Genomic DNA, 13,944 nt, shown 5'->3' on the forward strand with positions numbered 1-13,944 from the left:
GGTCAGGCCTCCTTGGCGACGGGTGCGGTCTCGGTCTCGGTCTGGGCCGGGGGTTCCTCGGGGTTCTCCTCCGTCTCGTCCTTACCCCTGCCGAAGCCGAGGAGGGCCGAGGCGACGGCGAAGGAGACGAGGGTCGCGGCGAGGACACCGGCGATGGTGCCGAACCACCCGCCCCTGGGAGTCACCGCGAGGAAGGCGAAGATGCTGCCGGGCGACGGCGTGGCCACCAGCCCGGCCCCGGTCATGATGAAGACCAGGACGCCCGTGGCGCCACCGGCGATGACCGCGAGGATCAGCCGGGGCTTCATGAGCACGTACGGGAAGTAGATCTCGTGGATGCCGCCGAAGAACTGGATGATGATCGCGGCGGGGGTGCTGGGGCGCAGCGCGCGGGGGCCGAAGAACATGAAGGCCAGAAGCAGGCCGAGCCCGGGTCCGGGGTTCGACTCCAGCATGAACAGGATCGACTTGCCCGTCTCGGCCGCCTGTGCCACGCCCAGCGGGCCCATCACGCCGTGGTTGATGGCGTTGTTGAGGAAGAGCACCTTGGCGGGTTCGATCACGACCGAGGCCAGCGGCAGCAGGTTGTTGCCGATCAGCCAGGCGACCGCGTCGCTCGCGGCGCCGGTGATCTCGGCGACGACGCGGCCGATGACCTTGAGGCCCACCAGGGCCATGGCGCCGCCGATGATGCCGGCGCTGAAGTTGTCCACCAGCATCTCGAAGCCGGCCTTGACCCGGTCGGCGACGAGCCCGTCGAACAGCTTCAGGATGTACGCGGTCAGCGGCCCTATGATCATCGCGCCGAGGAACATCGGGCTCTCCGCGCCGACGACGACGCCCATGGTGGCGACGGCGCCGACCACGGCTCCGCGCTGGCCGTGGACCATCCGTCCGCCGGTGTAACCGATCAGGATCGGCAGCAGCACTTTGACGATCGGGTCGACCAGGGCGGCGAATTCCTTGTTGGGCAGCCAGCCGGTGGGGATGAACAGGGCGGTGATCAGGCCCCAGGCGATGAACGCGCCGATGTTGGGCATGATCATTCCGGCGAGATACCCGCCGAAACGCTGGATGTGCGCTCTCGCTCCGGTTCCCGTGACAGTCGGGGTGTACTCGCTCATGTGTGCTGCTCCTTCCGGGGCGGCCGGCGGCTGGGCCGGCCAGGGGGGTGGATCCGCGCCACTGTCAGCCCCCGGACCGCAGCGGCAGGGCGGGATCGGCTCCGGTGACGCGGACGTCGTCGCGCCGGATGTGGTGCGGGGAGGGCATCCGGCTTCCCGGTAGCCCGACCGCGGCGGTCGCCCAGGCCAGCGCCTCGACCAGCGCGCTCTCGCCGCGCGCCCCGCCGGCGAGGAACCCGGCGAGCATGGCGTCACCGGCGCCGACGGTGCTGCGCGGCTCGGCCACCGGGCACTGGCCGTGCCAGATCTGGTCGTCCTGCAGGAGGATCGCGCCGTCGGCGCCCAGGCTGGCCAGGACGGCGCCCGCGCCTCGGACCCGCAGGCTCTCCGCGGCCTTGATGGCGTCGCCCAGGGTCGAGATGGCGATCCCGGTGGCCTCGCCCAGCTCCTCCCGGTTGGGCTTGACCAGGGCGGGGGCCTCGGCGAGCGCCGAGACGAGGGCGGGGCCGCTGGTGTCGACCGCGACGTTGATGCCTGCCGCGCCGAACCGCTCGCACAGGCGGGCGTAGACGTCGGCGGGCACCTCGGGCGGGAGGCTGCCCGAGGCGACCACCCAGTCCGCGGAGCTGGCCGCGCCGAGCACGGCCTCGGCGATGGTGTCGAGCTCGGCCGGCGACAGGGCCGTCCCCGGCTCGTTGATCTTGGTGACCGTGCCGTCGGGCTCGGCCAGGGCGACGTTGGACCGGGTGGTCCCGGCGACGGGGACGGTGATCATCTCGATGCCCTCGGCCGAGAGCAGGCTCACCAGCCGCCGTCCCTCGTCGCCGCCGAAGGGGACGACCGCGCACGAGCGGATCCGGTTGGCCAGCAGCGCCCGGGAGACGTTGACGCCCTTGCCGCCGGGGTCGAGGTGGGCGGCGGCGGCGCGGATGACGGCCCCGCGGGTCAGCGACGCCACCTCGATCGTCCGGTCCAGGCTGGGGTTGAGGGTCAGGGTGACGATCACGCCGGGGCCACCTCGATCGTACGGCCGGGGCCGAGGTCGGGACCGGGGGACAGGGGGACGGTCACGCCCGGACCACCTCCGGCCCGGCGGCGGCCATCTCGGCCGCGACCCCGGTGTCGAGCCCCGTGTCACTGATCACCACGTCGATCTCCTGGATCGAGGCGAAGCGCGCCAGGTAGGTGTTGGCGAACTTGGTGTGGTCGGCGAGCAGCACGCACCGCTGCGCCGCGCCGATCATCGCCCGCTTGATGGCGGCCTCGGCCGGGTCGGGCGTCGTCAGCCCCTTGGCCACCGAGCACCCGTTGGTCGCCATGAACGCCACGTCCACGTGCAGGTCGGAGAGGGGGCGCAGCGCCCAGTCGTCGACGGTGGCCAGGGTCCGCCCGCGCACCCGCCCGCCCAGCATGATCACCGTCAGGTTGGGGCGGGTGGCCATCGCCGTCGCCAGCGGCGGGGAGTTCACGATCACGGTCAGCTCCCGGTCGACCGGCAGCGCCTGCACCAGCCTGCCGGTCGTCGACCCGGCGTCGATGATGATCGCGCCGTCCTCGGGGAGCTCGGCGAGCGCCGCCTTGGCGATGCGCTCCTTCTCTCCGATCATCACCTCGTCGCGGGCGGCCAGCTCGGGTTCGAATCCCAGCCGCTCGACCGGGATCGCACCGCCGTGCACGCGCCGCAGCATCCCGGAGCGCTCCAGCACGGTCAGATCGCGGCGAACGGTCTCCGTGGTGACGGCGAACTCCTCCGCCAGCGTCACCACGTCCACCCGGCCGACGGTCCGCGCCCGGCGCAGGATCTCCTGTTGCCGCTCCTCGGCGTACATGCTGTTGATTCACCACCGTTTCAGTGTTGTTTCAGCTTTATTTACACCCGTATGTGTTGGAACGTCAATGGGTTGACTTCCCTCTAAACCAGCATGAACATGAAAAAACCCCAGGTGTTTGCCCGGGGGTGTGGTGCGAGGTGGGAGTGGCCTGAGGCTGACCCAGATTTTGGAATGCGTTGGAAATCCTGTGGCCCCGGCGCGAGGTGAGGCGGGGATCCGAGTTCCTCAGCCGGGGAACGAGATGTGGGCGGGCGGCACGTGGGCGGCCAGCCATACGCCGTTGGCGCTGACCCGGAACTCGTGACCCGCCCGGTGCATCTCCCCCGAGCGGACGACCAGCACGACAGGCCTGCCCCGCCGCGCGCCCACCCGGGTCGCGGTCTCCCGGTCGGGGGACAGGTGCACGGCGTGCCGGCTCATCGGCCGCAGGCCCTCCTCCCGGATGGCGGCCACGTACGGGCCCACCGTTCCGTGGAACAGGAACTCGGGCGGCTCGACCGGGGCGAGGCCCAGGTCGACGTCGATCGTGTGGCCCTGGTTGGCGCGGATCCGGTCGCCCTCGATGGCGAAGCGCCGCTTGTCGTTGCCCGCGACCACCTGCGCGAGCTCCTCACGGGTGATCGTGAAGCCGTGCCGCGCGGCGGCCGCCAGCAGGGCGCCGATGTCCGTCCAGCCCTGCGGGCCGAGGACCAGCCCGATGCGTTCGGGCTGGTGCCTGAGGTGTTGGGAAAGATACTTGGAGACTCGAACGAGCCGTCTGTCGTCCATGGGACACCAGGATGCTGGCTCACACCGCCGTTTTCCACCGGATTCGCGCCGGGCGCTTTTCGGCCTGAGCGCATGTCCGGACACCTTCGTTGTCCGTGCCTTACGTGTCCGGACGCCTTCGTGTGCCCGTGCTTCGCGGGCCCGGACGCCTTCGCGGTGTCCGTACCTTCCCGCCGGGCGGCCGCCCGGGGCCGGCGCGGAGCGGGCTCAGCCGTCGGCGGCCCAGCCGTGGGTGCGCTTGAGGACGGCGGCCACGCGGGCGAAGCGCGCGCCGTCGAGGACGGAGCCCTCGCGGCGGATGTCGCCCTCGGCGAGGGCGAAGACCCGGTCCAGGCGCAGGTACGAGACCCGGTTCTCCCGGTCCCACTGGCCGGGGCCGATCTCCAGCCAGTCGCCCGGGTCGCCGCCGCCGGCCCGGCTGGACAGCATCAGCGCGAGCAGCTTGCGCCCGTGGCGGCCGACGACCAGCAGCGGCCTGTCCTTGCCCCGGTCCGGATCCTCCTCGTAGGGGACCCAGGCCCAGACGATCTCGCCGGGATCGGCGAGGCCGTCGAGGTCGGGGGAGTAGTGCAGGGTCGCGGCCCGGTCGACGCGGCGGACCTCGCTGACCGCGCCTCGAGCCGGCCGGGGGTCCTCACCAAGATCACGCACGTGCACAGCCTATTGCAGACCGCGGACGCTTCCAAGGGGCGCAGGGAGCCGGTGGAGGGAGCGCGCCGCCCGCTGGCCGGGGCCAGCAGGGCGGCCGAGATCCGGATGGGCGGGTGCCCTGGTCCGGACCTGGTTCGAAAGACGGCTCAGCCGCCGCTCTTGCGGCGGAAGGAGCGCTTGGCCGCCGCCGGGCCGTGAGCACCGTGGATCTTCGAGGAGTTCTTCCCCTTGCCCCCGGCGCCCGCGTCCGCCTGGGCGAGCTTCTTGCGCTCCAGTGCCTCGCGGAACTTGCGCTTCAGCTCGTCGTCGGAACTTTCGGAACCTTCGGGTTCCGGCGTGACGTCAGACATTACAGACCTCCTGATCTATCGGGCGGTCCAACCCCGACCAACAGGATCATCATCCTCTCATCCGGACCCTTCCGGCGTGCAGGCCCCCCGCTTCGGCTCTGAGAGGAAGTCCCGGAGGAAGGGGGGGAGCGGTGCGGGAAGGCCGCGTGCCGCGAGCTTCGCCGGCACGCCGTCCGGCCACGTCAGTGCATGCCCAGGGCCATCATCAGCAGCAGGCCGGCCAGGTGGCCGACGACCACGAAGACGATCACGAAGATGAAGACGAACTTCGCCGGGCCGTGCTCGAAGTGCCGGCCCTCCTTGAGGGTGGAGCGCTCGGCCTGACGTTCGGCGATCCGCTCCTCGATCGGCTTGCTGTGAAACATGGGGATCCTTTACTCGCCGACGATTGGGGCGATAATGGTTTGTACACTAATTATCGTACTATGTCGGTTGGAGGCGTGCGTGAGTGACATGGTCGATCCCCTGAGCCTGGACCGCCAGGTGTGTTTCGCCCTGGCGATCGCCTCGCGCAACGTCATCGGGCTCTACCGGCCCCTGCTGGAGCCGATGGGGCTCACCCACCCCCAGTATCTGGTCATGCTCGCCCTCTGGGAGCGGGCACCGCGGTCGGTCAAGGAGCTGAGCGAGCTACTGAGACTCGACCCCGGTACGCTGTCCCCGCTGCTGAAGCGTCTCGAGGCCGTCGGCTACATCCGGAGGCGGCGTGACAGCCAGGACCAGCGTGTCCTGGCCGTCTCGCTCACACCGGAGGGTCACAGGCTGCGGGGCGAGGCGGAGAAGGTTCCGCCGGCGATCGTCGAGCGTCTGGGTATGAACCTGGAGGAGCTCCAGGAGCTCCACCGGTCACTGACGCGGGTGATCGCCGCGGCGGACGGCGCGCATCACTGATTCGCGGAGAATCAGAGAACAGGGAGAGGAAAGACTCATGGCTGGAAGTCACGGGGGAAGCCCCAAGTCTTGGCTCGCGGTGATCGTCATCCTGCTGGGGTTCACCGTGGGGGGCGTCGCCCTGTGCCTCGGCCCCAACTGGACGTTCTTCTGGGTCGGGGCCGGGATCATCGCGATCGGCGGCGTGATCGCCCTGGTGGTCGACATCTTCTCCGACGTCATCGTCGACGCGCCCCGCGTGCCGATGGACCAGGGAAACAGCTGATCAGGCCTTCTGCAGCGCCTCCTCGACAGAGGCGAAGACCTCGAAGGAGGAGCGCAGGCCGGTGATGGTGAGGATCCGCTCCAGGGTGCCGTGCACACCGACGAGGGCGAGCCGGACGCCCAGGGTGCGGCTCCGCCGGAGCGCCAGGATCAGCTCGGCGACCCCGGTGGAGTCACAGAAGGTGAGACCCGCGACGTCGGCCACGACCAGGGAGGGCGGCTCGGCGGCCCATGCCTTGTCCATCTCCGCGCGCAGGGCGGGAGAGTGGCGGTAGTCGAGTTCTCCGAGCGCCCGGACGACGAACGCCGTCCCGAGCAGGCTCGATGAGACCGTGAAAAAGGCCATGCTGCACTCCTTTGCCCGCGGGTGGCAGGGCGGGCTGCCTTTTTCCTACCAGTTCCGGGGCCACCGTGCCCCGGCGGGGCCTCAAATGATCCGGTAGAGCAGCTCGGGCCGTCCGAGGCCACCGTACTGGGGCACCCGGTGTGTGATCCCGCTCTCCGTCAAATGCTCCAGGTAACGGCGGGCGGTCACCCGGGAGACGCCGATCGCCGCCCCGGCGGTCTGGGCCGACAGGCCGCCGGGAGACTTGCGCAGCTCCGCCAGCACGGCGTCGAGGGTGGCCTGCGTCATCCCCTTCGGCAGGAGGTTCTGCGCCGGGCCCCGCAGCGCCGCCAGCGCGCGGTCCACCTCGCCCTGACCGCTCGCCTCTCCCGCGCCCTCCACCGACGACCGGAACTCGGCGTAGCGGGTGAGTTTCTCGTTCAGCGAGGCGAAGGTGAACGGTTTGAGCAGGTACTGGGCCACGCCGACGGAGACGGCCGACCTGACCACCGACAGGTCCCGCGCCGAGGTGACCGCGATGACGTCCGACATCACGCCCGCCGCCCGCAGCGCCCGGCACACCTCCAGCCCGTGCATGTCCGGCAGGTAGAGGTCGAGCAGGATCAGATCGACGGGGTGCCGCCGCAGGAAACGCAGCGCGTCGCCGCCGGACCTGACCACACCCGCCACCCGGAAGCCGGGCACCCGCTCCACGAAGACCCGGTTCGCCTCGGCGGTGATCTCCTCGTCCTCGACGACCAGTACCGAGATCATGACGTGTCCTTCCCCCGCAGCGGCAGCCGTACGGTGAACACCGCGCCCGTCCCGTTCTCCGCCGGTCGCCCGGCGTCTCCCCCGCCCGCGACCGCGCGGGCGGCCTCCCCAGCAGGGCTCGGCTCGCCCGTCCCCCCGACCTCGATCGTCCCGCCCATGCGGCGGACCGCCTGGCCGACCATGGCCAGGCCGAGGCCGCGGCCGTCGCCCTTGGTGGTCCATCCCCGCCGGAAGGCCTCACCCGCCGTCGCCGGGTCGAGGCCCTGGCCGCTGTCCGCCACGCTGATCACGAAGGCCGTCTCGTCGGCGCGCAGCCGCACCTCCACCCGCGCGGGCCGGGTGCCCGCCATGGCCGCGTCCGCCGCGTTGTCGATCAGGTTGCCGACGATCGTCACCAGGTCGCGGGTGTCCAGGCCGAGGTCGTCGAGCTCGCTGTCCGGGGTGATCGACAGCTCCACCCCCCGCTCCCCGGCCTCGGCGCTCTTGCCCAGCAGCAGCGCGGCGAGCACGGGTTCGCGCACGGCGCCGACCACCCGGTCGGTGAGCTGCTGCGCGGCCTTGATCTCCTCGGTCGCGAACGCCACCGCCTGCTCGGCGCGGCCCAGCTCGACGAGGGTGATGACCGTGTGCAGCCGGTTGGCCGACTCGTGCGCGGCGGCCCGCAGGGAGTCGGCGAAGCCGCGCTCGGCGTTGAGCTGCCCGGTCAGGGACTGCAGCTCCGTGTGGTCGCGGAGGGTGACCACGGTACCGAGCGAGCGGTTGCCGGAGCGGACCACCGCCGCGTTCACCACCAGCGCCCGCTCCCCGGTCATGTGGATCTCGTCGGTACGGTTCTCGCCCGCCGAGAGCCGCTCGCCCAGCGAGGGGGGAAGGCCCAGCCGGGTGACGTGCCTGCCGTTCACCTCGCCCGTCAGGCCCAGGAGCTCCCTGGCGCCGTCGTTGCAGAGCGTCACCGTGCCCGCGTCGTCGACGAGCAGCAGGCCCTCCCGCACGGCGTGCAGGATCGCGTCGTGGTACTCGTACATCCGGCTCAGCTCGGTGGGGCCCATCCCGTGCGTCTGGCGGCGCAGCCGGGCCCCGACCAGGTAGGTGCCCGCCCCGCCGACGGACAGGCCGAGCAGGCCGATCAGCACGGCGCCGGTGATCTGCCCGCGGAGCCTGACGCTGATCTTGCTGATGGTGATGCCGCCGCTGACCAGGGCCCGCACCTCGCCACGGGCGTCGCGGACCGGGGCGACGGCGCGGACCGAGGGGCCGAGCGTGCCGGTGTAGGTCTCGGTGAAGACCTGCCCCGCCAGGGCGGGCGCGGTGTTGCCGAGGAAGCGGCGGCCGATCTCGGCGGGGTTGGGATGCGTGTAGCGCACGCCGTCGAGGCTCATGATCGTGATGAAGTCGACCCCGGTCTCCCGCCGCACCCGTTCCGCGTACGGCTGCAGGGCCGCCGAGTCGCCCAGGGAGGCGAGGACGGAGGGGGAGTCGGCCACGCTGACGGTCACCGCCCTGGCGGTGCCGGTGGCCTCCTCGACGAGCAGGTCGCGCATCTGCAGGAACGCCAGCAGGGCGCCACCGGTCACGGTGACGCCTACGACGACGATCTGGAGGGCCAGCATCTGCCTGGCCAGGCTCCAGTCGCGCATGCGTCTGGGAAGTTTCCGCAAGTTCACGAACGAAATGTACGCAATGGTGACTTAGATCACAGGGCCGGAGATAGTCGCTCGACCGGATTTTTCCTCTAGCGCGGTGGAGCACGCATGAGCGCGGCCCGAGACAAAACACATTACCTGTACATCGCCGTCATCGTCGCCGTGGTCGCCGGCATCGCGATCGGGTTCGCGGCCCCCGACGTCGGCGTGGCCCTGAAGCCGCTCGGCACCGCCTTCGTCGCCCTGATCAAGATGATGATCAGCCCCATCATCTTCTGCACCATCGTGCTCGGTGTCGGGTCGGTCACCAAGGCCGCCAAGGTCGGCCGGGTCGGCGGCCTCGCGCTCGGCTACTTCATCGCCATGTCGACCGTCGCGCTGGGCATCGGCCTACTCGTGGGCAACCTGGTCGACCCCGGGCAGGGCCTGCAGCTCACCGACGAGCTCCGCAAGGCCGCCGAGGCCGAGGCGGCCAAGGGCGGCGAGACCGACACGGTGTCGTTCCTGCTCGGGGTCATCCCGACCACGCTGGTGTCGGCGTTCACCGAGGGCCAGGTGCTGCAGACCCTCCTGGTCGCGCTGCTCACCGGCTTCGCCCTGCAGGCGATGGGCGAGCGCGCCAAGCCCATCCTGAACGGCATCACGCACATCCAGCGGCTCGTCTTCCGGATCCTCGCCATGATCATGTGGGCCGCCCCGGTCGGCGCGTTCGGCGCGATAGCCGCGGTCGTCGGAGCCACCGGCATGGACGCGCTCAGGAGCCTCGGCGTCATCATGCTCGCCTTCTACCTGACCTGCGTGCTCTTCGTGTTCGTCATCCTCGGCCCGATGCTCTGGCTGGTGGCGCGGGTCGGCCTGTTCTCGTTGCTGCGCTACCTGGGCAGGGAGTTCCTGCTGATCCTGTCGACCTCGTCGTCGGAGTCGGCCCTGCCCCGCCTGATCGCCAAGATGGAGCACCTGGGCGTGAGCAAGCCCGTCGTCGGCATCACCGTGCCGACCGGGTACTCCTTCAACCTCGACGGCACGGCCATCTACCTCACCATGGCCACGCTGTTCGTCGCGAGCGCCACCGGCGCCCCGCTCGCCTTCGGCGAGCAGGTCTCCCTGCTGGTGTTCATGATGATCGCGTCGAAGGGCGCCGCCGGGGTCACCGGCGCGGGCCTGGCCACCCTCGCGGGCGGCCTGCAGTCCCACCGCCCCGACCTGGTCGACGGCGTCGGCCTCATCGTCGGCATCGACCGCTTCATGTCCGAGGCGCGGGCGCTGACCAACTTCGCCGGCAACGCGGTCGCCACCGTCCTGATCGGCACCTGGACGGGCGAGTTCGACCGGGAGCGCGCGACCGAGGTGCTGGCGGGCAGGGCGCCGTTCGACGAGACGACCCTCCTCGACGACGAGCACGGCGACGACACCCCGCCGCCCGCCTCACGGTCGGACGACCCGGCCCTGTCGCCGGTGTAGCCGGTGTAGCCGGTGTGCCGGTCTGGCTGGTCCCGGCCGGTGCCGAGCGGGGGCCTGCGTGGCGACGGCGGCCCTCCGGCGGGCGTACGGGCCGGTGGTGGACACTCCTCTCCGGGGAGCGTCCGCCACCGGCCCGTACGCGTGAGGGCGGGCGCACCGCCCGTACGGCCACCGGCCCACCGGCCGGTTCCCGCAGGCCGACGGCGTTGACACCCCTGCTGCCTCGCCCTAGTTTGTGCAGATTCGGATGATCTATTGAGGAATCGAAGGGGAGCGGTGGATGGCCGTCATCGATGCCCACCAGCACTTCTGGAACCTGGAGACGGGCTCCTACTCCTGGCTGACGCCGGAGGCGGGACCGCTCTACCGCACCTTCACCCCCGAGGAGCTCCTCCCGCAGCTCGCCGCCGCCGGCGTGGAGCGGACCGTGCTGGTTCAGGCCGCCGACACCTACGCCGACACCGACGCGATGCTGGCGCAGGCGGACGCCCATGACTTCGTCGCCGCCGTGGTGGGATGGGTGCCGCTGAACCGGCCCGACGAGGCGGCCGGGGCGCTGGAGCGCTACGGCAGGCATCCGAGGTTCGCCGGGGTCAGGCATCTCATCCACGACGACCCCGACCCCGACTGGGTCGTCCAGGACACGGTGGTCGAGAGCCTGGGCCTGCTCGCCGCGGCGGGGCTCCCGTTCGACGTGGTGGCGGTGCTGCCCAGGCATCTGGAGCACGTGCCGTTCCTCGCCGAGCGCGTCCCCGGGCTGCGGCTGGTCATCGACCACCTGGCCAAGCCGCCGATCAGGGAGAAGGGCTGGGAGCCGTGGGCGTCGCTCATCTCCCGCGCCGCCGAGCATCCCAACGTGTACGGCAAGGTGTCCGGTCTCAACACCGCCGCCGACCACGAGACCTGGACGGCCGAGGACCTCCGCCCCTACGTCGACCACGCGATCGAGGTGTTCGGCCCCGAGCGGCTGATGTTCGGCAGCGACTGGCCGGTGGCCGTCCTCGCGGGCGACTACGCCAGGGTCTGGGAGGAGACCGGCGTGCTGCTGTCGGGTCTCGACGGGGCCGGCCGGGAAGCCGTCCTCGGCGGCACGGCCGCGCGCTTCTACGGCATAGAGGTCTGACCTCACCCGTTCTGCCCCCAGGCCGGTTCGCTCCGCCCTCAGGCAGGTTCGCGCAGGAAGCCGACGCTCGCCGCGAGGCCGCGGAGGTCGACACCGAGGCCGCGCAGGATGGAGACCGAGGCGTTCGAGGAGTCGGCCAGCAGGCCCTTCAGCAGATCCTCGTCGGTCACGTCGGATCCGGTGCCGGTGCCGGAGGTGTGCAGGGCGACCTCGACGACCTTCCTCGCCCCGGCGGTGAGGAGCAGGTCACCGGCCGGCCCGCTGAGCGTCACGTTCAGCGGGCGCAGCCGTGAGCGCGTCAGCCGCCACGCCAGGGGGTCCGTCCGCCGGGCCGGGAGGCGCCGTCTGATCTCGTCCAGGTCGACGCCGATGGCGGCCAGCAGCTCGCGGTCGCCCGCCCGGCCCCTCGCGGCCTCGCGGTTCCGGATCTCCGCGCCGACCGCCTCGGGGGTGACGGCCTCCGCGCCGGCCACCCCCGGTGTGACGGTCTGCGGGGTGGCCGCGAAACCCGTCACCGGCCACGACTCGACCAGGGCGAGCAGGAACATGTCCTCGTCGAGCGTGGTGCGGCCGTGGTCGAGCGACAGCAGTCCGGCGCGGACCGTGGTCCGCCGGGCCTCGGGGGTGAATCTCGCGAACATCGTCAGCTCCCGCCCTCGGTGATTCGGTGTGCGTGCTTGCGGTGTGCCGTCTGCCGCCTGACTCCGAGCGCCGCGGCGATGACCTCCCAGGACGAACCCCGGTTCCTGGCCTCGATGACGTGCGCGGCCTCAAGCTCCTCCAGGAGCCTGCGCAGTGCCGCCACGGCCGCCAGCGCCACCACCGGATCCTCGCCGTCGACGGCCCCGGCGAACTCGCTCAGCGATTCCATGTCGTCAGCATATGCTGACAAGCCCATTTTTGTCAGCATTCGCTGACAGAACTTCGGCGCCCCATCGGGCACCTCGCCGAGCGCCTCGCCGGTGCCCCGATACCTTCTGGCGCTCCCGGTGCTTCGCAGCGTTCCGGGCGGGGACGCGCTAGCGTGCAGGGGTGGACAGGATCTTCACCGTCGAGGAGGCGCGGGCGCTCATGCCCGTGCTGCTGGAGCGGGCCGCCGCGTTCGTGGCGATGCGGGGTGAGCTGGCCGAGCTCGCGTACGAGCTCCGCAGCACCGGCACCTCCGAGGCCGGTGGGCTGGCGGAGGCGAAGGCCTACGAGGCCAGGCTGGAGGAGATCCTCGGCTGGTTCGAGGAGCGGGGCATCGAGGTCAAGGGTGTCGCGCCCCTGCTGGTCGACTTCCCCTCGGTGCTCGACGGGGTGCGGGTGCGGCTGTGCTGGCTCGAAGGGGACCGCGAGCTGGTGTGGTACCACCGGGACGAGCTCGGCTTCGCCGGCCGCAGGCCTCTTCCCTGACCGCGATCCCCGGGAACCCGACCACTCGATCACGAGGCCGACCGGGATGTTGCCCCGGGTGGCGTTGGAGTAGGGGCATACCTGGTGGGCGGCCTCCACGAGGGCGGTGCCGGCCGCCTACCGCAGGGTGCCGGCCGACCTCGGCCTGACCTGCCCGCAGTATCTGGTCATGATGGCACTCTGGGAGCGCGAGCCGGTCTCGCCCCCCGCCGAGGTCCTTGACCTGCAGCGCACCCTGCGCCGCGTCATCGCCTTCCTCGACGAGCCGGCGCGGTGATCAGGAGGTTCCGCTGAGGTGGACCTCCCGGGCCAGCTTCGTCGTCTGGGCGGTGGAGCGCTGCCAGGTGGTCCCCGCCGGGTGGGCGGTCAGCAGGACCACGATCCAGCGCTCCTTGGGCCCGACGAGCCCGGTGGTGTGCAGGACCGGGCGCCCCAGGTCCGGCACCGGCCCGGTCCGGGCGGGCACGGCCTGCGCAGCGGGCACGACCTGTGCGGCGAGCGGGACGTCGCCGCCGGACGCGAGCCGGGCCGCGGACGTGGACACGGGCGCGGACGTGGACACGGGCGCGGACACGGGCGCGGACACCGGCGCGGACGCGGTGGAGGTCGCGGGACGGCAGCGGACCGGGGGCGTGGAGCCGTATCCCGACCAGCCCTGCTTGACCGCCCACGGCCCGCGCACCGCGCGGGGGATGCCGAAGTACTGGTCGAAGCCGTCGGAGCCGCACTGCCCCGACCTGCGCAGATGGCCCAGGATCAGGTCGCGGACCCTGGGGTCGGCGCGGTCGAGCAGGTAGCGGTAGGTCTTGACGACGTCCATCGCGCTGAGCGAGGTGTAACCCCAGAAGCCCGGCTTGTCGGCCGGTGGGGGAACGGTGTCGGTGAGCCGCAGCTTGCGCGCCATCCGCTGGATGATCCTCCCCTGGCCGCCCCGGGTCCAGAAGGACGTCGCCGCGTCGTCGTCGCTGACCCGCAGCATGGCCTTGAGCAGCGCCAGGTCCCGCTGGGGAACGCTCTCGCGCGACTCCAGATGGTCGATCGCGATGAGGATCTTCACCACCGACGCCGACCGGAACCTCCGATGCGCGTCGCGGTACTCGGTCACCTTCGCCGCCTGCCGGTCGAAGACCACGTACCCGGCGGTCACCCCCGCCGGGACATGCGGCTTGCCGGGGGCCGCGGCCGAAGCCGGAGCCGTGGCCGCCATCAAGGGGAGAACCGTCGCGAGAACTGCCACGAAGCGCATCACGGGACGAATGCCTATCAGATTCCGGCGCCGACGTCAGGAGGACGTCCCTCCCGGGGGCTCCTCGTCCCGGGGACGGCGGCTCGACGGGCAGGCT

The 13,944-nt window shown here is 71.4% G+C and carries 19 protein-coding genes; 6 read left to right on the top strand and 13 right to left on the bottom strand.

Features of this window, described 5'->3' with window-relative positions:
- Positions 1 to 2: 2 nt before the first annotated feature.
- The 7 genes from mtlA to ACVCAG_RS31225 all read right to left on the bottom strand — a co-directional run bounded on the left by mtlA (position 3) and on the right by ACVCAG_RS31225 (position 5,090).
- A complete protein-coding gene (mtlA, locus tag ACVCAG_RS31195) occupies positions 3 to 1,124 on the bottom strand; it encodes a mannitol-specific PTS transporter subunit IIC (protein WP_440087494.1) in 1,122 nt (373 codons plus the stop codon).
- 64 nt (positions 1,125 to 1,188) lie between these two features.
- Positions 1,189 to 2,130, bottom strand: a complete 942-nt coding sequence (gene pfkB, locus ACVCAG_RS31200) for a 1-phosphofructokinase (protein WP_440087495.1) — start codon at positions 2,128 to 2,130, stop codon at positions 1,189 to 1,191.
- A 61-nt stretch (positions 2,131 to 2,191) separates the two neighbouring features.
- Entirely contained in the window at positions 2,192 to 2,953 is a 762-nt protein-coding gene (locus ACVCAG_RS31205) for a DeoR family transcriptional regulator (RefSeq protein ID WP_440087496.1), read from the bottom strand.
- A 228-nt stretch (positions 2,954 to 3,181) separates the two neighbouring features.
- Positions 3,182 to 3,724 (bottom strand): RNA 2'-phosphotransferase, encoded by a 543-nt coding sequence (locus tag ACVCAG_RS31210; RefSeq protein ID WP_440087497.1) that lies wholly within the window; start codon positions 3,722 to 3,724, stop codon positions 3,182 to 3,184.
- A 207-nt stretch (positions 3,725 to 3,931) separates the two neighbouring features.
- A complete protein-coding gene (locus tag ACVCAG_RS31215) occupies positions 3,932 to 4,375 on the bottom strand; it encodes a type II toxin-antitoxin system PemK/MazF family toxin (RefSeq protein ID WP_440087498.1) in 444 nt (147 codons plus the stop codon).
- Positions 4,376 to 4,521: 146 nt separating this feature from the next.
- Complete coding sequence (locus ACVCAG_RS31220) at positions 4,522 to 4,725, bottom strand: DUF5302 domain-containing protein (RefSeq protein WP_329079480.1); 204 nt, start codon at positions 4,723 to 4,725, stop codon at positions 4,522 to 4,524.
- 182 nt (positions 4,726 to 4,907) lie between these two features.
- Positions 4,908 to 5,090 carry a hypothetical protein gene (locus ACVCAG_RS31225; RefSeq protein ID WP_440066299.1) on the bottom strand — a complete coding sequence of 61 codons (183 nt, stop codon included), beginning with the start codon at positions 5,088 to 5,090 and terminating at the stop codon, positions 4,908 to 4,910.
- An 88-nt stretch (positions 5,091 to 5,178) separates the two neighbouring features.
- Between ACVCAG_RS31225 and ACVCAG_RS31230 the strand changes: the two genes are divergently transcribed.
- Both ACVCAG_RS31230 and ACVCAG_RS31235 read left to right on the top strand, forming a co-directional pair.
- Positions 5,179 to 5,616: a MarR family transcriptional regulator gene (locus tag ACVCAG_RS31230; protein ID WP_440087591.1), complete on the top strand. Its 438-nt coding sequence runs from the start codon at positions 5,179 to 5,181 to the stop codon at positions 5,614 to 5,616.
- 37 nt (positions 5,617 to 5,653) lie between these two features.
- Positions 5,654 to 5,881, top strand: coding sequence for an HGxxPAAW family protein (locus ACVCAG_RS31235; RefSeq protein ID WP_440087499.1), 228 nt, complete (start codon positions 5,654 to 5,656; stop codon positions 5,879 to 5,881).
- Here the strand turns inward: ACVCAG_RS31235 and ACVCAG_RS31240 are convergent, their stop codons facing one another.
- From ACVCAG_RS31240 to ACVCAG_RS31250, 3 genes are all read right to left on the bottom strand, one after another.
- Positions 5,882 to 6,226: an anti-sigma factor antagonist gene (locus tag ACVCAG_RS31240; protein ID WP_440066303.1), complete on the bottom strand. Its 345-nt coding sequence runs from the start codon at positions 6,224 to 6,226 to the stop codon at positions 5,882 to 5,884.
- A gap of 81 nt (positions 6,227 to 6,307) precedes the next feature.
- Positions 6,308 to 6,979, bottom strand: coding sequence for a response regulator (locus ACVCAG_RS31245; protein WP_440087500.1), 672 nt, complete (start codon positions 6,977 to 6,979; stop codon positions 6,308 to 6,310).
- On the bottom strand, positions 6,976 to 8,643 hold the full coding sequence (locus ACVCAG_RS31250; protein WP_447190958.1) for a sensor histidine kinase: 1,668 nt from the start codon (positions 8,641 to 8,643) through the stop codon (positions 6,976 to 6,978). The genes ACVCAG_RS31245 and ACVCAG_RS31250 overlap by 4 nt, the downstream gene beginning before the upstream one ends.
- Positions 8,644 to 8,730: 87 nt before the next feature.
- On the opposite strand from ACVCAG_RS31250, the gene ACVCAG_RS31255 reads away from it, so the two are divergent.
- Together ACVCAG_RS31255 and ACVCAG_RS31260 are read left to right on the top strand one after the other, a co-directional pair.
- The gene (locus tag ACVCAG_RS31255) at positions 8,731 to 10,083 is read left to right on the top strand and encodes a cation:dicarboxylate symporter family transporter (RefSeq protein ID WP_447190959.1); all 1,353 of its coding nucleotides are present in this window, start codon (positions 8,731 to 8,733) and stop codon (positions 10,081 to 10,083) included.
- 280 nt (positions 10,084 to 10,363) lie between these two features.
- The gene (locus tag ACVCAG_RS31260; RefSeq protein ID WP_440087503.1) at positions 10,364 to 11,206 is read left to right on the top strand and encodes an amidohydrolase family protein; all 843 of its coding nucleotides are present in this window, start codon (positions 10,364 to 10,366) and stop codon (positions 11,204 to 11,206) included.
- Between the two features lie 38 nt (positions 11,207 to 11,244).
- Here the strand turns inward: ACVCAG_RS31260 and ACVCAG_RS31265 are convergent, their stop codons facing one another.
- Both ACVCAG_RS31265 and ACVCAG_RS31270 read right to left on the bottom strand, forming a co-directional pair.
- Positions 11,245 to 11,847: a hypothetical protein gene (locus tag ACVCAG_RS31265; protein WP_440087505.1), complete on the bottom strand. Its 603-nt coding sequence runs from the start codon at positions 11,845 to 11,847 to the stop codon at positions 11,245 to 11,247.
- 2 nt (positions 11,848 to 11,849) lie between these two features.
- A complete protein-coding gene (locus ACVCAG_RS31270; protein WP_440087506.1) occupies positions 11,850 to 12,077 on the bottom strand; it encodes an RNA polymerase subunit sigma-70 in 228 nt (75 codons plus the stop codon).
- A gap of 161 nt (positions 12,078 to 12,238) precedes the next feature.
- Between ACVCAG_RS31270 and ACVCAG_RS31275 the strand changes: the two genes are divergently transcribed.
- Positions 12,239 to 12,601: a DUF2203 domain-containing protein gene (locus ACVCAG_RS31275; RefSeq protein ID WP_362871438.1), complete on the top strand. Its 363-nt coding sequence runs from the start codon at positions 12,239 to 12,241 to the stop codon at positions 12,599 to 12,601.
- Between the two features lie 106 nt (positions 12,602 to 12,707).
- Positions 12,708 to 12,878 carry a hypothetical protein gene (locus ACVCAG_RS31280; RefSeq protein WP_440087508.1) on the top strand — a complete coding sequence of 57 codons (171 nt, stop codon included), beginning with the start codon at positions 12,708 to 12,710 and terminating at the stop codon, positions 12,876 to 12,878.
- Here ACVCAG_RS31280 and ACVCAG_RS31285 read toward each other — a convergent pair whose 3' ends face one another.
- The gene (locus ACVCAG_RS31285; RefSeq protein WP_447190960.1) at positions 12,879 to 13,847 is read right to left on the bottom strand and encodes a hypothetical protein; all 969 of its coding nucleotides are present in this window, start codon (positions 13,845 to 13,847) and stop codon (positions 12,879 to 12,881) included.
- Positions 13,848 to 13,944 lie beyond the last annotated feature (97 nt).

This window comes from Streptosporangium sp. G12 (assembly GCF_052983175.1).